The organism is Paenibacillus sp. OK003, assembly GCF_900109515.1.
GTDB classification, from domain to species: Bacteria; Bacillota; Bacilli; order Paenibacillales; family Paenibacillaceae; genus Paenibacillus; species Paenibacillus marchantiae.
The window spans coordinates 134,346-152,821 of sequence record NZ_FOBD01000001.1 but is presented as its reverse complement, the minus strand read 5'-3'; the positions used below and the strand labels follow the sequence as shown (position 1 = coordinate 152,821).

Annotated in this window: 16 protein-coding genes; all 16 read right to left on the bottom strand. The window is 46.2% G+C overall.

What is annotated here, in order from left to right; translation table 11 throughout:
• Positions 1-6 precede the first annotated feature (6 nt).
• A complete protein-coding gene (gene nusA, locus BMW94_RS00685) occupies positions 7-1,104 on the bottom strand; it encodes a transcription termination factor NusA (protein ID WP_063566378.1) in 1,098 nt (365 codons plus the stop codon).
• A gap of 123 nt (positions 1,105-1,227) precedes the next feature.
• Positions 1,228-1,689, bottom strand: a complete 462-nt coding sequence (rimP, locus tag BMW94_RS00680) for a ribosome maturation factor RimP (RefSeq protein ID WP_024630253.1) — start codon at positions 1,687-1,689, stop codon at positions 1,228-1,230.
• Between the two features lie 259 nt (positions 1,690-1,948).
• Positions 1,949-6,268, bottom strand: coding sequence for a PolC-type DNA polymerase III (locus tag BMW94_RS00675; RefSeq protein ID WP_090993534.1), 4,320 nt, complete (start codon positions 6,266-6,268; stop codon positions 1,949-1,951).
• A 152-nt stretch (positions 6,269-6,420) separates the two neighbouring features.
• On the bottom strand, positions 6,421-7,875 hold the full coding sequence (gene proS / locus BMW94_RS00670; RefSeq protein ID WP_090896017.1) for a proline--tRNA ligase: 1,455 nt from the start codon (positions 7,873-7,875) through the stop codon (positions 6,421-6,423).
• 62 nt (positions 7,876-7,937) lie between these two features.
• A complete protein-coding gene (gene rseP / locus BMW94_RS00665; RefSeq protein ID WP_090993531.1) occupies positions 7,938-9,209 on the bottom strand; it encodes an RIP metalloprotease RseP in 1,272 nt (423 codons plus the stop codon).
• A 113-nt stretch (positions 9,210-9,322) separates the two neighbouring features.
• Entirely contained in the window at positions 9,323-10,462 is a 1,140-nt protein-coding gene (locus tag BMW94_RS00660) for a 1-deoxy-D-xylulose-5-phosphate reductoisomerase (RefSeq protein WP_090993529.1), read from the bottom strand.
• 67 nt (positions 10,463-10,529) lie between these two features.
• Positions 10,530-11,324 carry a phosphatidate cytidylyltransferase gene (locus tag BMW94_RS00655; protein WP_090993527.1) on the bottom strand — a complete coding sequence of 265 codons (795 nt, stop codon included), beginning with the start codon at positions 11,322-11,324 and terminating at the stop codon, positions 10,530-10,532.
• A gap of 16 nt (positions 11,325-11,340) precedes the next feature.
• Complete coding sequence (locus BMW94_RS00650; protein WP_063566384.1) at positions 11,341-12,108, bottom strand: isoprenyl transferase; 768 nt, start codon at positions 12,106-12,108, stop codon at positions 11,341-11,343.
• Positions 12,109-12,197: 89 nt separating this feature from the next.
• Positions 12,198-12,752 carry a ribosome recycling factor gene (gene frr, locus BMW94_RS00645; RefSeq protein ID WP_090993526.1) on the bottom strand — a complete coding sequence of 185 codons (555 nt, stop codon included), beginning with the start codon at positions 12,750-12,752 and terminating at the stop codon, positions 12,198-12,200.
• Positions 12,752-13,480 (bottom strand): UMP kinase, encoded by a 729-nt coding sequence (gene pyrH, locus BMW94_RS00640; protein ID WP_024630245.1) that lies wholly within the window; start codon positions 13,478-13,480, stop codon positions 12,752-12,754. Before pyrH ends, frr begins: the two co-directional genes overlap by 1 nt.
• A 229-nt stretch (positions 13,481-13,709) precedes the next feature.
• The gene (gene tsf, locus BMW94_RS00635) at positions 13,710-14,360 is read right to left on the bottom strand and encodes a translation elongation factor Ts (protein WP_017689154.1); all 651 of its coding nucleotides are present in this window, start codon (positions 14,358-14,360) and stop codon (positions 13,710-13,712) included.
• A gap of 115 nt (positions 14,361-14,475) precedes the next feature.
• Positions 14,476-15,174: a 30S ribosomal protein S2 gene (gene rpsB, locus BMW94_RS00630; RefSeq protein ID WP_024630243.1), complete on the bottom strand. Its 699-nt coding sequence runs from the start codon at positions 15,172-15,174 to the stop codon at positions 14,476-14,478.
• 241 nt (positions 15,175-15,415) lie between these two features.
• A complete protein-coding gene (locus tag BMW94_RS00625; protein ID WP_090993524.1) occupies positions 15,416-16,048 on the bottom strand; it encodes an endolytic transglycosylase MltG in 633 nt (210 codons plus the stop codon).
• Positions 16,049-16,051: 3 nt separating this feature from the next.
• On the bottom strand, positions 16,052-16,630 hold the full coding sequence (locus BMW94_RS00620) for a DUF6115 domain-containing protein (RefSeq protein WP_090993522.1): 579 nt from the start codon (positions 16,628-16,630) through the stop codon (positions 16,052-16,054).
• A gap of 66 nt (positions 16,631-16,696) precedes the next feature.
• On the bottom strand, positions 16,697-17,011 hold the full coding sequence (locus BMW94_RS00615; protein WP_090993520.1) for a hypothetical protein: 315 nt from the start codon (positions 17,009-17,011) through the stop codon (positions 16,697-16,699).
• Between the two features lie 52 nt (positions 17,012-17,063).
• On the bottom strand, positions 17,064-18,473 hold the full coding sequence (locus BMW94_RS00610) for a DUF342 domain-containing protein (RefSeq protein ID WP_090993518.1): 1,410 nt from the start codon (positions 18,471-18,473) through the stop codon (positions 17,064-17,066).
• Positions 18,474-18,476: the final 3 nt, after the last annotated feature.

Sequence of the window (18,476 nt, the reverse complement as noted above, 5' to 3'; positions counted from 1 at the left end):
TTTACTTTAATCGACGGAGACGGAATCTTGGTGCATTTCCGAAGAAGAATCTTTCTCTCTGCCGAATTCCTGTTCCGCCTGGCTCTCGCTCTTAATGTCGATTTTCCAACCGGTCAGTTTGGCTGCCAATCGGGCATTTTGGCCTTTGATCCCAATGGCGAGGGACAGTTGATAGTCAGGAACAATAACCCGAGCCATCTTTTCTTCCTCGAATACTTGAACTTCCAATACTTTGGAAGGACTAAGCGCATTAGCCACATATTCGTCTACCTGATCGGAGAAACGAACGATGTCAATTTTTTCACCGCGCAGCTCACCCACAATGGTCTGCACGCGGATTCCCTTAGGACCTACACATGATCCAACCGGATCAACTTCCTCATTGCGGGAATGAACAGCAATCTTGGAGCGGAAGCCCGCTTCACGTGCGACGGAGCGAATCTCGACTACACCGTCAAAAATTTCAGGTACTTCCAGTTCAAAGAGACGTTTCAGCAAGCCCGGATGTGTACGGGACAAAATGATTTGCGGCCCTTTGGTCGTATTCTCGACCTTGGTGATGTACGCTTTGATACGGTCACCATGAACAAACTTCTCGTTCGGCATCAATTCGGTCAGCGGCAATGCCGCTTCGATTTTGCCCAGATCGATGTAGATATTGCGCAAATCCTGACGCTGCACCACTCCCGTAACGATATCTTCTTCCTTATCAACGAAAGCGTTGTAGATCAGGCCGCGTTCGGCTTCACGAATCCGCTGGGTCACTACCTGTTTGGCAGTCTGTGCGGCGATACGTCCGAAATCACGCGGCGTAACTTCAATCTCCGCAATATCTTCCAGCTGGAAGTGTGGGTTGATCTCTCGTGCAGCAGGCAATGAAATTTCGGTACGTGAATCCAGGACTTCTTCAACGATCAATTTGCGGGCGTAGACCCGGATAACACCCGTATTGCGGTTCATGTCAACACGCACATTCTGGGCGGTGTTGAAATTACGCTTGTAGCTGGAGATGAGTGCTGCCTCAATCGCTTCAAACAGCACATCCTTGCTGATCCCTTTTTCCCGCTCCAATTCATTCATTGCTTCAATAAAATCCATACTCATGAATGTTGATCCCCCTTTCAAACATGGCATCTCATACGTAAAACGGCGAAAGGCTCTAAACTCATGAGCACCTTGCCGTTATCGTGAGATGTGTCTTTTTTCATAAATAAGTGAACAAGGCACTTAAAACAGAATGGCCAGGCGCGCACTCGCAACCTTGTCATAAAGAATGGCATGCTGTTTCTTGCCTGCTTCGATCACAAGTTCCCCGTTATCAAAGGAAAGCAGCTTGCCTTCAAATTCCTTTATACCATTTACCGGCTCGTAGGTTGTAACAAATACATTCTTGCCTACGGATTTGGCAACGTCCTCCGGTTTCTTCAGTGGACGCTCCGCACCGGGAGAAGACACTTCAAGGAAATAGATGGTCGGAATCGGATCGTTCTCATCCAGCTTGGCGCTTAGCTTTTCGCTGATCAAGACACAATCGTCGATGTCGATGCCACCCTCTTTGTCGACATACACCCGTAAAAACCAGTTGCTGCCTTCTTTGACGTATTCGATGTCAACCAGCTCGAAGCCTTGTTCGTTCAAGTAGGGTTGGATCATTTCTTCCACGGTAGATTTAATGTTCGTTGTGCTCAAAACCGATAACCTCCAACTTAGGTTACACCAGCAAATATGGACTGGCAATTTCTTCATTACCCAAGATTCTTGTATACCAAAGACTAAAGAGTGGGTTTCCCCACTCTTTAGAAATTCGTACTATCTCGTTCACTTCAAAAATTATAACATAGTCTGGTAATAGTGACAAGTAAGCGATCACTCAGCCATTTTAACTACTAATGAAGAAAAATTTACGTCATCACATGACAGACCATAATTAGATACGCAAAATGCCATTTTAGAACAAGGATAATTGATTGCTTTCCGGCAAACCACGGAAGCAACCCATACTCGTCAGCAGCTCAACAATTGTTTTACTTGCTTTGGATTTCTGCTGGAAATCTTCAATCGACAAAAATTCTCCATGCTCTCTTGCCGCAGCGATATTGCGTGCAGCATTATCCCCGATTCCTCCCAGTGCCGAGAACGGAGGAATAAGTGAATTCCCGTCAACGATAAACTTCGTCGCTTCCGAACGATACAGATCAATCGGCTTAAGCGAGAATCCACGTGCTGCCATTTCCAATGCCATCTCAAGGACAGGCAGCATATTTTTTTCTTTTGGCGGCGCCTGGAAACCTAATTGTTCAATCTCTACGATCTTCCGATAGATGGGCTCATAGCCCTGACATACCAGCTCAATGTCAAACTCATCCGCACGAACTGTGAAATATGTCGCGTAGTATTCAATGGGGTGATACAGCTTAAAGAAAGCTGTACGCACTGCCGAAATAACGTAAGCGGCCGCGTGGGCCTTTGGAAACATGTACTGGATTTTAAGACAGGAGTCAATGTACCATTGCGGCACCTTGCATTTTTTCATCTCATCAATCCATTCTTGCGGCAAACCACGTCCCTTACGCACACTCTCTGTAATTTTAAAGGCAAGACTGGCGTCCATGCCCGCCTTATAAATCAGGAACAACATGATATCATCCCGGCAACCAATTACCGTTTTGATGTTACATGTTCCATTTTTGATTAGATCTTGTGCGTTACCGAGCCATACCCCCGTACCATGAGACAATCCGGAGATCTGGAGTAGATCGGCAAAAGAGGAAGGCTGGGATTCGACAAGCATCTGACGTACAAACTTCGTCCCCATCTCCGGTACACCAAAAGTGGCAACTGGTGAACGAATCTGCTCTGGAGTAACACCCAGCGCCTCCGTTGAGTTGAACATGCTCATGACCTTAGGATCATTCATCGGAATGGTCGTTGGATCAATACCCGTCAAATCCTGCAGCATCCGCATCATGGTTGGATCATCGTGCCCCAGGATATCGAGTTTAAGCAAGTTCTCTTCGAAGGCGTGATAGTCAAAATGTGTTGTTTTCCACTCCGCATTAACGTCATCTGCCGGGAATTGAACAGGCGTTACATCTTCCACTTCAATGTAATCCGGTACAACGACAATACCACCGGGATGCTGTCCTGTGCTACGTTTAACCCCGGTACAACCGGAAGCCAAACGGTTCAGCTCAGCGCCGCGCCATTTCTTATGATGCTCTTCCTCGTATTTCTTGGCAAAACCAAACGCTGTTTTCTCAGCCACTGTACCAATTGTGCCCGCACGGAACACACTCTTTTCGCTGAAAAGCACCTTGGTATAGTTATGGGCATGCGGTTGATAATCACCCGAGAAGTTCAAGTCAATATCGGGAACCTTGTCACCTTTAAAACCAAGGAAAGTCTCAAACGGAATATCCTGCCCTTCGCCTTTTAACCGGCCTCCACAATCAGGGCATTCTTTCTCAGGAAGGTCAAATCCACTCGGCACACTGCCGTCGAGGAACCACTCACTGTGCTTACACTCCGGATTCACACAAATATAGTGTGCTGGCAATGGATTAACCTCGGAAATCCCCAGGAAAGTAGCAACTACAGACGAACCAACCGATCCCCGGGAGCCGACAAGGTAGCCATCCTGATTAGATTTTTTAACCAAACGTTCCGAGATCAGATAGTTGGCAGAGAAACCGTATTTGATGATTGGATTCAATTCTTTCTCCAGTCGTGCCACAATGACTTCCGGTAGCTCCTCACCATAAATCGATTTGGCGGTATTATAGCAGGTATTACGGATTTCATCGTCCGCACCTTCTAGAATCGGAGTGAACAGCTTGTCCGGGAACAGCTTGATTTCCTCGAACCGATCCGCCAATTCAACCGTATTCGTAACGACGACTTCGTAGGCTTTATCTTGGCCCAGGTACTGGAACTCTTCCAGCATTTCATCCGTCGTTCTTAGGTGAGCATCCGGTTTACGTTGGTCTTTGAGCGGACTGAAGCCGGTAATTCCGTGAATTGTGATATCCCGATATAGCTTGTCACGTGGCTCCAAATAATGCACGTTACCTGTGGCGATTACCGGTTTCCCCAATTTTTGACCAATGTCAACCACTTTACGAACCGCGAGCTTCAATTCCTCTGGTGTAGCCACCAGTCCTTTGTCCACCAAATGCATATACATCGTCAGAGGCTGGATCTCCAGAATGTCATAGAAATGCGCGATCTCTTCCGCCTCTTCAAGCGATTTGTTCAGCACAGCCTCGAAAAACTCACCTTTTTCACAACCGGATAAAATAATGAGACCTTCACGCAAATTGATCAGCTTTGATTTCGGAATACAAGGCACCCGTTTGAAATGCTCCGTATGGGAAAGGGATACCAGTTTATATAGATTCTTTTTGCCGACATCATTCAAAGCATAGATTCCGCAATGGAATGGACGCGTATTCGAGAGATCCACTCCGACATAATCGTTAAGCCGGTCAAGCATGGTCAAGCCTTTCATTTGGGCAGCATCATTAAGCAATCCATTCAGTATTCCTGCGAGCGCAATCGTATCATCAATCGCCCGGTGATGACTTTCCAGAGCTACTTTATATTTATCCGCCAGCGTATTCAGACGGTGGTTCTTCATTTTTGGATATAACAACCGTGCCAATTCCAACGTATCGAGAACGGGGTTCGGAAGCTCAGGCATACCAAGCTGTTTCAGCGAAGCCTGAATAAAGCCCATATCGAATCGCGCATTATGCGCAACCAATACGCCATCTCCGGCAAACTTCACAAAATCACGGATAACCGGTTCTAGCTCAGGTGCATCCTTCACCATTTCATCGTTAATGTTGGTCAACTGCTGAATGTTATATGGAATGCGCTCATGCGGATTTACAAACGTAGCAAAGCGGTCAATTTCTTTACCGTCCTCTACCTTCACTGCCGCAATCTCGATGATCTTGTTCTGGGTTACAGACAGACCTGTGGTCTCGATATCAAAGACGATATATGTCGCTGATTTGAGTTCCAACGGCTGCGGCGCCAGAACAACAGCAACCGAATCGTTCACCACATTGGCCTCAAGGCCGTAGATCATTTTAATTCCGTTTTTCTTGGCCGCTTTGGACGCCTCCGGATACACCTGCACACCGCCATGATCACTTACGGCGATTGCCTTGTGGCCCCATTCCGCTGCAGTCTTTACGTATTTGTCGATCGAAGTTACGGCATCCATTGTACTCATCGTAGAGTGCAAATGGAACTCAACCCGTTTCTCAGCTGCATTATCCTTACGGGATGGCGGTGCCTTTACTTCCATCAAATCTGAAGGAATCATCGCAAGTTCCGGAATTTGCATAAACCGGTCGTATTCAACACGGCCACGAACTTTTACCCATTTTCCATTAGCCAGCAAGCTGAGGATTTTGACATCCTCTTTTGTTTTGGCAAACATCTTCATTTGCATGGAGTCCGTGAAATCCGTCAGATAAAAAGTAAACAAGGTATTTCCGTTCCGCAATTCTTTGCGATCCAGACCGAAGACCGTTCCCTGCAACGTAACCTTTTTCTCTTCATCTTGAATTTCCTGCATAGGTACAGGTGGTTCCTTGATCTCATATCCCATCTGTAAGCGAACATCGCCTTGTTCTTCCTCTTCAGGCATTTCCGAGTCCACTTCACTCATCATCTGCTCAATGACTTGAAGCTCCTCTTCCCGCTTCTTGAGCTGGAATTGTTCCATCGCCTCTTTATTGCTTTCAACCTCACCAACCAGCAATTTGACCCGCAAGGGCAGTTGAAAATATTTATCATAAAAAGTAGTTATAGCCTGATCGATCTGCTTCTTCTTCGCAAGCTCCATCGACATGGCATCACTCATGGTCAGTTGCAGCAGATCCGCTTCACATTCAAACTTGGTGCGGTTCATCCAACCATTAACGGATGGGATCTCCCGTGTAACCCACTCAAGGAACAAGTTCCAATACTCACTGACAATATCACCAATCGCGACCTGCTCACTATATTTGAAACCAAACGTAATCTTGGAAATATGATTCATTTTCTCCTGGATATGCAGGCAAAATGTTCGATAGATTGGAGCAGGAACCAAGGTATCCTTCGCAATCACAATAGTCCAGTCGCGGTTGCTACGGCTTGTCTCCACCCGTTCAATCCATCCATCCAAAAAGTAGGGCTCTATCAAGCCAGCTGGAAGCTCCGTCTGTTTCATCAACAACTCAAACCGTTTTCTCTTCTCCTCGAATCCACTCATCGTGTTCCTCCTTGTACCCCCTTAAAACAGGAAAAGCCTCTGCATTCAAAAATGTCCCCGATCCGAACCCGCACCGACTCATTTTATCCGACAGAAGCTCTCCATTCCTTACTCTTACGGTGAAAAAGTGCCGTTAGTCAGATTATCCTGACTTAATACGCTCTTGCAAACACTACCGTGTGTTTCGCTTGTTCACCACAAGCCAGGCACGTATGCTTTTCTTCCGCAGGCTGGAACGGAATGTTCCGGCTTGTTGCACCTGTTACTTCTCTTACTTTATCTTCGCAAGCTTCAGAACCGCACCATCCAGCCAGTGTGAACCCGCGTTTGTTCTCCATCAGTTCCTTCATCTCATCAAGCGTATCTACAGAGTAGAAGTTGTCCGACATAAACGTGCGAGCACGTTGCAGCATATCGGCTTGCACTTGAGTCAGCATTGTCTGGATTTCTTCCACCAGATTTGCTTGTTCAACAACTTTCTTCTCTCCAGTAATCCGGGAAACGAGAACACATACACCGTTCTCCATATCACGCGGACCAATTTCGAGACGAATTGGAACACCACGCATCTCGTATTCATTGAATTTCCAGCCTGGACGAACATCACTGCGATCATCCATTTTCACACGAATTCCCGCTTGTTTCAGTTCAGCGAACAACTCGTCCGCGCGACCTACAACGGCATCACGTGTTTTTGGCGGTCCAATTGGAATCATAACTACTTGTGTTGGTGCTACTTTAGGAGGGAGAACCAGACCACGGTCATCTCCATGAACCATAATTAACGCACCGATCAAACGTGTGCTTACCCCCCATGAAGTGGTGTAAGCCAGCTCCAGCACATTATTACGGCTAAGATACTGAATTTCAAATGCTTTTGCAAAGTTCGTTCCCATGTAGTGTGATGTACCTGCTTGTACAGCACGTCCATCCTTCATCATGGCTTCGATCGAGTACGTATCCACAGCGCCCGCAAACTTCTCGGATTTGGTTTTCTGACCCACAATTACCGGAATTGCCAAATACTCTTCAACCACTTCACGATAAATCTGAAGCATTTTCATCGTTTCTTCACGTGCTTCTTCTTCGGTCTCATGCGCAGTGTGACCTTCCTGCCACAGGAACTCACTTGTGCGAAGGAAAGGCAACGTTCTTTTTTCCCAACGGACTACGTTAGCCCACTGGTTGATCAATACCGGAAGATCGCGATAAGACTGAATCCACTTGGAATACATGTGACCAATAATCGTTTCGGATGTAGGACGGATTGCCAGACGTTCTTCCAGCTTCTCTCCTCCGGCTTCCGTAACCCAAGGCAATTCGGGATTGAAGCCTTCAACATGTTCTTTTTCTTTTTGGAAAAAGCTCTCAGGAATGAACATCGGGAAGTAGGCATTGCGATGGCCCGTTTCACGGAAACGACGATCCAACTCATCCTTAATATGTTCCCAGATCTCAAATCCGTCTGGTTTGAAAACAATACAACCGCGTACGGGTGCATAGTCCATGAGATCAGCTTTTTTAATAACATCAATGTACCAGCGTGAGAAATCCTCGCCCTGAGGTGTAATTTCAGTCACGAACTGTTTATCATTTTCCTTTGACATAAGACTCCAGCGTCCTCCCATTACGACTATCTCTGAATAGTCAGAGCGTAGTCAAACCATAATTATCCGTTAATTAATCGTAATATATCATTATATGTTACTGCCAGCATCAGTACAAACAACATGGCGAAGCCAACAAAATGAACCATACCTTCCCGGTTGGGATCAACGGGTCTGCCTCGCAGACCTTCAATTCCGAGGAATACAAGACGGCTTCCGTCTAGCGCAGGAATCGGCAACAGGTTGAAAATACCGAGGTAGAGGCTCAAAATAGCTGCCCATCTGGTCAATTGCTCAATACCCTGTTTTGCAATCTGGCCCGTAACCTCAAACGTACGCACCGGCCCACCGATATCGTCCATGTTAAATTGATTGATCAAATGTTTGAAACCTTCAAAGATCACTTTGGTTGTATCGACCATCGCTATCCCTGACACTTTAAAGGTTTCTACAAATCCAACCGATCGGGTTGGCAGTGTTGGTACAATTCCGACCTTACCGCCCTCTTGTCCTTCTACCGCACGAGGGGTAATCGTTATATTAAACGTTTCATTCCCCCGACGCAGTGTCCATTCCATCGGTTTGTCCTTGGAATCGGCAATCATCGTCACCATTTTTTGCGAATCCGTACCGATGGCCGTACCATTGATTGTCTCAATGATATCTCCCTTTTGCAGGTTCGCTTGGTCAGCAGCTCCACCTTCAAGCACTTCACCAATTTCCAGATTGGTTGGATTTTCAACGGCAACACCTGCCATTTGCGCATATACTGCAAACAACACAAATGCCAGGATGAAATTCATGAGTGGTCCGGCAAAAATCGCCATTGCACGCTGACCCACCGTTTTACTGCCAAATTGGCGATCTTTCGGTGCAATTTGGGTTTGTTTTCCGCGACTCACCAACATCGCTTGCGGATGTATCCGGTACTGCTGAATTTCGCCATCCACATCGAGTTGCAATTTCAGTGCATTCTCCATATCAATGGAGATGACTTCACCACGAATTACATTTTTGCGATTATCCAATTGATCGAGGTAGATCATTTTCACTTGGTCATCAGCCGATCTCACTGCAATGGTCTGACCTTCTTGAATCTCTACCAGTTCCGGGTCTTCCCCTGCCATACGTGCATATCCGCCAAAAGGCAGCAAACGCAGTGTGAACTGGGTCTCGTTTCTTTTATATGAGAACAATTTGGGACCAAAACCGATCGCAAATTCCCGTACAAGAATACCGGCGCGTTTGGCAAAATAATAATGTCCCCATTCATGAACCGTCACGATGACAAAGAACATGAGCACCGTTAGAAATACCACTTGTATGGTTTCCAATCCCTATCCATCCTCCTTCACGGCACGAACCGCAGTCTGTCCCTTTAGATTATCATTATTCTCTGATGCCGCACAAGAGAATCACTTCTTCCATTTTATCTTGAAAAAAGAGATTACAGACGGAACGCAAGTTGACGGCTCTCCTGATCACATCTTGCGATTTCCTCCAGATCAGGCTCGTCCACATTGCGGTGTGCTTCCAGCACAGAAGCAATAATATCCTCTATTTTAAGGAACGAAATCTCTTTACGCAAGAAACGCGCTACGGCAACCTCGTTGGCTGCATTAAACGCCGTTGTTGCGGTTCCCCCCATTTTACCACACTCGTATGCCATTCTTAAACAAGGGAACCGTTCCATATCCATCTCACGGAAATGCAGCTTGCCCACTTGCGTTAGGGAGAGACGTTGTGAAGGCGATGGTAAGCGGTCTGGATAGGTCAGTGCATACTGAATGGGAACGCGCATGTCCGGATTGCCAAGCTGCGCAATAATGCTCGTATCATTAAACTCCACGTAGGAATGAATGATGCTCTCCGGGTGAAGCAATACATCAATCTGATCATAACTTAGTCCAAACAGCCAATGCGCTTCAATAACTTCCAGACCTTTATTCACCATCGTTGCAGAGTCTATCGTGATCTTCGATCCCATGGACCAATTCGGATGTTTGAGTGCATCTTCTACAGTAACTTCCTTTAGCTGTTCACGAGTCAAATCACGGAATGATCCTCCAGAGGCCGTAAGTGTAATTCCCATCACACGTTCACGAGGTTCACCATTCAAGCATTGGAAGATAGCCGAGTGCTCACTATCCACAGGCAGAATCGGTACCCCTTTCGCAGCCGCTCTGGCAGTAACAATATGTCCTGCTGTAATTAGCGTCTCTTTGTTAGCCAGTCCGATCTGTTTGCCTGCATCAATAGCAGCGAGGGTAGACTCAAGTCCAACACTCCCCATTACAGCAGTAACAACCGTATCTGCATCCGTGCCGGCAGCAACTTCCACCAGTCCTTCTTTGCCATAAAAAAGCTGCGTTTCGACAGGCAAGTGTGGAGCCACGGTCTCTGCTAGCTCTTTTGAGCCAACTGATACCTTTTTGGGGCGATAACGCTTCGCTTGCTCAATCAGCAGTTCTATATTGCCCCCAGCAGCCAGTCCCTCTACTTGAAAGCGTTCGGGATGCATATCGACTACATCCAGTGTCTGGGTTCCAATGGAACCGGTTGACCCAAGAATCGCAATTTTTTTCATGCTGCACCTCATCTTTATTTATCCAATGCCTATGACAAATAATTCATCATGTGGCTTGTGCTCATTTTTAATAGGGCAGAAGCATTAGTATATGTACGAATGGAAAAACGACAATCCAGCTGTCGCAACGATCCAGAATACCACCATGCCCCGGGAGCAGATTGCCGGAATCTTTGATGTTATACACACGTTTGTAAGCAGATTGAATCAGATCTCCCATCTGTCCTACAACCGCGCATGCAATCCCAATCCATACCGCTCTTTGCCAAGACAACAAACCGTCTGACACCAATGCAAAAACAACAGAAGTAACCACCGCGATCACAATCCCACCCAGTGCGCCTTCCACCGTTTTGTTAGGACTGATCGAAGGCCAAAGTTTGTTCTTTCCGATAAGTTTCCCTACAAAATAGGCACCTGCATCACTTGCCCATATGGAGCCCAGTAGCAAAAACGTCCAGAACAACCCATGATGCAAATGTCTGGATTCCGCGATGTAATAAAAGCCGATCCCAATATACATTACTCCCAGAAAGAGCATGGCTACTGTATTCACAGGAATCTTGTTTTTAGTTACAACAGAGGCCGTCATTAATACGAGCATCACAAGCCAGCCGATCTGGAATAACGTTAGCGGTCTGGCATCCCAAACCATTTCCCAAGGAAACACAATCGCAAAGATACCTGCATAACCAATTAGGGCTACACCTGAAAAAGGCTGTACCCCGGTCATTTTCACAAATTCATAATAACCGATGAGAGCCATAAGCAATACCAAGCCATGGTACCAGGGTCCGCCCAGCATGCAAAAACCCAAAAATAACACACCTGCTATGATTCCTGTCGTTAATCGCTGTTTCAACGGCTTCATCCTCCATCTATTTCAAACCGCCGTAACGCCTTGTTCTGCGCTGATATTCGGCTACTGCTTCAAGCAAATGCTTTTTGCCAAATTCGGGCCAGTATATATCCGTAAACCATAATTCGCTATATGCAAGCTGCCAAAGCATGAAATTGCTTAATCTCAACTCTCCGCTCGTCCGGATCAGCAAATCCGGATCAGGCATATCCCCAGTGAGCATATGTCTGTCAATGAGCTCAGGCGTAATGTCGTCTGCCGATAGTTCCCCCGACTTTACCTGCAGAGCGATCTGTTTGACACAGTCCGTCATTTCACGACGACTTCCGTAGTTCATTGCAAAATTCAAAACAAGCCCTGTGTTATGTTCCGTAAGACGAATAGCTTCACGCAAAGCATTAATGGTATGGGAAGGCAAGTGCTCCTCCTGGCCCATCATACGGATGCGTACATTTTTTTCTATAAGCTCATCCAGCTCTATCGCCAAAAATTCTTGCGGAAGCCGCATCAGAAAATCCACTTCTTCTTTTGGACGCGTCCAGTTTTCTGTCGAAAAAGCGTACATCGTCAGATATTTGATGCCCAGTTCATCCGCCGCGATGGTCGCACGTTTGACCGCCTTCATCCCATTCTGATGTCCAGCTATTCGTGGGAGACCCAAACGTTTCGCCCATCGTCCATTGCCGTCCATAATGATAGCGACGTGCTGCGGGATATTATCCTCGGATATAGTCAGCGTTTCCTGCTTGTCAGCCCCATTCCACCACGACCGAACCCGTTTGATCATTCCTGTTCCTCCAAAATCCCTGAAGTTTCTTCACCTGAAGCTTGGAAAAAGAGACAAAACCCCACCGTATTGGAGGGGCTGCGCTTGTCTTACACGTCCATGATTTCTTTTTCTTTGGCAGCGAGTACCTTATCGACTTCAGCAATAAACTTGTCGGTCGATTTTTGGATGTCGTCTTGATGTCTCCGGGACTCGTCCTCGGAAATGTCTGACTTCTCCATTTTTTTAATATCATCATTCGCATCACGGCGAATATTACGAATGGCTACTTTACCTTCTTCACCGAACTTTTTCGTCAACTTCACCAGTTCTTGTCTGCGTTCTTCCGTAAGTGCCGGAATGGACAGACGAATCATAGTTCCGTCGTTCGCTGGCGTAAGGCCAAGATCGGATTTCATAATTGCACGCTCAATGTCCCCCATGGAGGATTTATCCCAAGGCTGGATCATCAGTGTCCGGGAATCCGGTGTACTGATATTAGCCAATTGGTTGAGCGGAGTCATTGCACCGTAATATTCCACTTGAATCCGGTCGAGAAGAGCCGGAGTTGCACGACCTGCACGCAAAGTGGCAAGATCACGTCGTAACGCTTGAATTGCTTTATCCATACGTTCTTCGGCATGTTTTTTAACCGCTTGTGGCATTAATCTACACTCCCTTTAACGATTGTCCCGATGCGTTCACCAAGAACAACACGTTTGATGTTACCTTGTTCCGTAATGGCAAATACGATCAACGGAATGTTGTTGTCCTTACAAAGCGAGGACGCCGTTGAGTCCATTACACCAAGATCCTTGTTAAGTATATCCATGTAAGTCAACTGATCAAACTTGACAGCGGTGCTGTCTTTAAACGGATCTGCTGAGTATACACCATCCACTTTATTTTTGGCCATCAAGATGACTTCTGCTTCGATCTCTGCTGCGCGCAATGCTGCTGTTGTATCGGTGGAGAAGAACGGGTTACCTGTACCTGCTGCAAAAATAACGACCCGACCTTTCTCCAGATGACGAATAGCTCTACGACGAATATAAGGCTCTGCAATTTGCTGCATAGCAATCGATGTCTGTACGCGAGTAGGTACTTCAATCTGTTCCAATGCATCTTGCAGGGCGAGCGAGTTCATAACCGTCGCCAGCATCCCCATATAATCCGCAGTCGCTCTGTCGATGCCGTTTTCGCTACCGGCAATTCCACGCCAGATGTTTCCGCCGCCGCATACGATGGCAACCTGGACACCTAGTTCAACTACTTCTTTTACTTGCTGGGCAATCGACGAGATCGTCTCTGCATCAATACCGTAGCCATTTTGACCGGAAAGAGACTCTCCGCTGACCTTTAAGACAACACGTTTAAATACTGGCTGTTCCAATTATTCACCCTCCACTTTGAATTGAACACCTTCGGCGTTCAATCAACAAAACTTCTCGCGCATGGCCTCCTGCTTAAAAAGAAAGGAACACAGTTGTGTTCCGCTCTTTTAGGAAAAACGTTCAACCGGTAAGGCATTGTTTTCCTGGGATATAAGGGAGTAGCGCTTCGAAGTTTCATCATTCTTATATCTTCGAAAATCATTCCTGCTTGCCGGTTTGAAAACCGTCTTATTTGTTTACTTGGGACATAACTTCTTCTACGAAGTTGTCTACTTTTTTCTCAAGACCTTCACCCAGTTCGTAACGAACGAAACGACGGATGGAGATATTTTCACCAATTTGGCTGATTTTTTCGTTCAGCAATTGGGAGATCGTTTTGTCTGGATCTTTAACGAAAGTTTGTTCCATCAGGCAGTACTCTTCGTAGTATTTACCGATACGGCCTTCAACCATTTTTTCAATGATTTTCTCTGGTTTGCCTTCATTAAGAGCTTGAGCTTTCAGGATTTCTTTTTCTTTTTCCAGCTCATCTGTAGGAACTTCTTCGCGTTTAACGAATTTAGGATTAGCTGCAGCGATTTGCATAGCTACATCTTTAACGAAATCCTTAAATTGATCCGTTTTACCAACGAAGTCAGTTTCACAGTTAACTTCAACCAAGACACCAATGCGTCCACCAGCGTGGATGTAAGATTCTACAACGCCTTCAGTTGCTGCACGGCCTGCTTTGCTTGCTGCTGCAGAAAGACCTTTCTCACGCAACAATTCAGCTGCTTTTGTTACATCACCGTTTGCTTCTTCCAGTGCTTTTTTACAATCGAGCATACCAGCGCCCGTTCTTTCGCGAAGTTCTTTTACTGCACTCGCATTAACTGCCATTATAAATTCCCTCCAACATTAAGTATTGTACGTACACTCTAAAAAAAGGGCAGTGAGAGGTTATCCACCTGCCAACCACCCTTTTCATTTAGTTTATAACATATGTTCGAATCTATTAAGCGGAAGTTTCTTCGCCTTGATTAGCTTCGATAACGGCATCAGCCATTTTACCTGTCAACAGCTTAACGGCGCGGATTGCGTCGTCGTTACCCGGAATTACATAATCGATCTCATCCGGATCGCAGTTTGTATCAACGATACCAACAATTGGGATACCCAATTTGCGAGCTTCCGCAACAGCGATACGCTCTTTGCGTGGATCGATGATGAACAGGGCGCTTGGCAGGCCTTTCATATTTTTAATACCGCCGAGGAATTTCTCCAGACGATCTTTCTCTTTACGAAGCAAGATTACTTCTTTTTTAGGCAATACAGCGAAAGTACCGTCTTCTTCCCAAGCTTCCAACTGTTTCAAACGATCAATACGTTTTTGAATAGTTGAGAAGTTAGTCAGGGTACCGCCGAGCCAACGTTGGTTAATGTAGAATTGACCAGCGCGTTCAGCTTCTTCTTTAACGGAATCTTGAGCTTGTTTCTTAGTACCCACGAAAAGAATTGTACCATTCTCTCCTGCGATTCCTTTAACGAAGTTGTAAGCCTCTTCGACTTTTTTCACTGTCTTTTGCAAGTCAATGATATAAATTCCGTTTCTTTCAGTGAAGATATAACGATCCATTTTTGGGTTCCAACGACGAGTTTGGTGACCGAAGTGTACCCCAGCTTCGAGAAGCTGCTTCATGGAGATTACTGCCATCTTCACACACCTCCTAATATGGTTTTTATTGTGTCCTCCGCCGGCATCATTTTTCGCCAAGACTCTCCATCAGGAAAGCACCCTCAACAAAATTAGCACATGCGTGTGTTTTAACACCGTTATTTAATATAGCATAACTGATTGCCTGATGCAACAGTCTTTCAAAGCAATTTATTGATCCATCCTAGCAACACAAAACTTGTCATTATTTATACGAAAAAACCGCCCTGCCTGAGCGTACTCAGTTTGACGGTTCTTTTGTAATCTTGGCGATAATAGATTTGAAGCTTTCGCCTTTTTCCAAGTCATAGGTGCCGACCTGTATTTTGGTATTAATCCGCTCTGCTCTGCCAGCCTTTATGAAAGCTTGTGCACTATCAACAATCCCGGCTTTCTCCAGATTGCCGGCCACGATGGCCAGACTGTTGCCTGAACGTACTTTGAATGATACAGTAGCCGCAGCTTCGGGACTGTTAGGCGTTGACGGTTCGGTTGTCTTTGGCTTATCGACTTCGTCCTGTTTGTCGCTTTCATTGGTGACAGGTTGCTTTGGATCGTCAGGTTGCTCCGGTTTCACAGCCGATTCTGCCGCTTCAGGTGCCGTTGCCGTTTTCCCCTGCAGTTCACTGCTTTCCTGTTTCTTCTTCGCTACCCACTCAGCTTCTGTATACAGCTCATCCTCAGAAGCTACAAGCTTCATATCCATGCTCTTAGCGGCCGCTTCAAGCTGTTTCATTGTCAGGTTGGCTGTAGCCAACTCAGGGTCGAGATTACTCTCAGAAAGTGCGTTTTGTCCAACCGTTGCAAGCTGCAGCAATACCGCACCAACAATCATGCCACTTCCAAGTCCAATCCATAAGGAGCGCTTGTCCATCTGTTAGCTCTCCTCCCGTTCTGCCAGCTGTAAAATCAGCTGTACTTCTCCACGTTGTATGCCCGTCTGCTTGGCAATGGCATCGACTGACTTTCCTTCAGCATATAAATTAAAGAGCTCTGCATATCGGTCCTTAATGGATTCACGTGCAGGCTTAGATTCCTGTTCAGCGGCCTGCTCTTCTGCTCCGGACACTTGTTGGGCCGAATCCGAATCTGCTCTTACACTGTCTACAAGCGCCTGAGCTTGCAATCCGCTTGAGCTATGTACCGGAATTATATTGGAGGGTGCGTCTGTTTGTGTCGTTTTACTTTCTTCCAGTTGATCCAGCCTCCGCTGTAATTCCTGAAGCTGTGATTGCATACGCTGATCTGCCGCCGTCGCCTCACCCTTCATTTCAGCAACACGCTGAATGAGAGCATCATTGTCGTTTTCTATCTCAGCCATATAGTGTTCAAGCGTAGATTCCATCTCTTGCACCAGGTGATGCCCAGGCTCCTGCACCTTGTTTTTCTTGGGCATGATAAACGCATATGCAATTGCGCAGGCTCCTAATATGACAATAATGATCCATGGTGACAAATTGGGTTCTCTCCTTTTAATGCAGCCATCGAGGTTCAAGACTACATGTGAGTCACATGTCATCCATTACAACGACAGGTCAATATGTTTTCCTTTGTAAGGATGCTCAGCTGGTTTGACAGTTTCCAGCGCTGAAGTAGCTTCAGGCTCGTTGGAGCCACTCTGCTGTTCTTTGTTTCTAGATTGGCCATCGCGAATATCTGTGTGCGCTGTTTCATCCAGCGCCTCGCTTCGTTGTCTTGCTTCATTTGCTTCTTTGGCCGTTTGTTCCGCTAGCAAGTTCTGGTCAATGACCGGTCTCTGCTGAGCTTCACTCTGATAACGCCCCGCCTCACTTGTTCTAGGTACGGCAATCTGCAGCTCAACCGCTTTGAAACTCATACGCTCACCTCACGGTATCGAATGGATTTCTTCATGTGCTTGGATGCTGTACTTAAACGAATGGAACCATTGTAATATCCCCATCATGATAATAAAAAGAAATTCGACTTATCGGATCTTTAATAAATTTGGTGTATCTGCCGATAACTATTCTAGAGCCACCATAAATCATCTTATGAATATCTACGCGAGCCCTGCTTGTATCTTCAAGTACCTTCTCAATTTCAAAGATACGTGTTTTCGTTTCCTCGCTAAGACGAAGGGCCGATTTTTGTGTAGCACTTAGTTTGATCCGCATAGACATTTTATCCGGGCTCAGTTGGCCTGCAGCAGCTAACTGATCCAATAAGGTCAAAGCTTTTTTCGTCTTATCCAAAGCATCCATCTGCTCTCTGACTTCCTTACGCAAGTCACTCAACTCATTACGGAGCTTAGGCAATACGCCTACTTCAATGGAAGTCACAGTAGACATGGTGTTGCCGACAACGCGTGCTGAGACGTTTTCACCGGCCTGGATCGACCCGCCAACGATAAGTCCTTTGGTGCCTTCACAGATTACCGCCTGACCTGCTCGAATCGTGGAATGCATAATACTTTGGGATACCAGGACATTTTCAGCCGCATCGACGTTGCCCTCTTGAATAAACGTACATTTCACGTTATGTCCAGCTTGTATAAGCCCTTTGTTATAACCAATAATACCGCCGGTAATTTCGACAGAGCCACCTGCTTCCAGTTCCGCTCCCTCGACACCTCCGACGACACGTATATCCCCCGCCGCTTTTACTTTAAATCCGGTAAGCACATTGCCGCGAATGACAACCGTACCCACAAAATCGATGTTACCGGTGTTATAATCCACGTCGCCATTGATCTCGTATACCGGAAACACATTCAATTTGTTGCCGTCTGTTTTGGTAACCAATCCATCCAGAGCGGCATACATCGCAGATCCATCCGGATTAACAACAACATTTTTCCCCACTTTAAAGCGTGCTTCTCTCCCTGGACGAAATGGTATTTCTTCACCTGTTACAGCCCTTCCCACCATGCCATCCACAGGAGGAATTCGTTCGGCAATGATTTGACCTGTTCGAACATTGTTTAAGCGCGTCACTTCTTTGTAATCAACTTTTCCATCCTCTGCCTCCAAAGGGCGCCGTTCATTGGAATCGTCCATGCCCACCAGCACTTTAATAAATCCATCTGTTCCCGGTACTGGTTTGATGCCTTCGGCAATCTTGTATCGATCCTTCACATACATCTCAGGATGACTCACAAAAACAAGCAACGCTTCGCGCAGCACACCATACTTAATACCCTGACTCGCTAAATATTTTTCGAGCTCATCCGGTGTACAGGCAAAACTTTCTTCCTGTTTGGAAAATTCAAGGTAGGCCGTACTTTTATCATCTGATAAAACAATGCTCAAACACTGTTCCAAAACAGTCTGCTGTGTCAATGC

Bases quoted from the DNA above. Each gene is read 5' to 3' on its own strand.
- BMW94_RS00615 (WP_090993520.1), bottom strand. From the start codon at position 17,011: ATGAGTTTCAAAGCGGTTGAGCTGCAGATTGCCGTACCTAGAACAAGT.
- BMW94_RS00650 (WP_063566384.1), bottom strand. From the start codon at position 12,108: ATGATCAAACGGGTTCGGTCGTGGTGGAATGGGGCTGACAAGCAGGAA.
- rpsB (WP_024630243.1), bottom strand. From the start codon at position 15,174: ATGGCAGTAATCTCCATGAAGCAGCTTCTCGAAGCTGGGGTACACTTC.
- tsf (WP_017689154.1), bottom strand. From the start codon at position 14,360: ATGGCAGTTAATGCGAGTGCAGTAAAAGAACTTCGCGAAAGAACGGGC.
- frr (WP_090993526.1), bottom strand. From the start codon at position 12,752: ATGCCACAAGCGGTTAAAAAACATGCCGAAGAACGTATGGATAAAGCA.
- nusA (WP_063566378.1), bottom strand. From the start codon at position 1,104: ATGAGTATGGATTTTATTGAAGCAATGAATGAATTGGAGCGGGAAAAA.
- BMW94_RS00625 (WP_090993524.1), bottom strand. From the start codon at position 16,048: ATGGACAAGCGCTCCTTATGGATTGGACTTGGAAGTGGCATGATTGTT.
- BMW94_RS00675 (WP_090993534.1), bottom strand. From the start codon at position 6,268: ATGAGTGGATTCGAGGAGAAGAGAAAACGGTTTGAGTTGTTGATGAAA.
- BMW94_RS00660 (WP_090993529.1), bottom strand. From the start codon at position 10,462: ATGAAAAAAATTGCGATTCTTGGGTCAACCGGTTCCATTGGAACCCAG.
- proS (WP_090896017.1), bottom strand. From the start codon at position 7,875: ATGTCAAAGGAAAATGATAAACAGTTCGTGACTGAAATTACACCTCAG.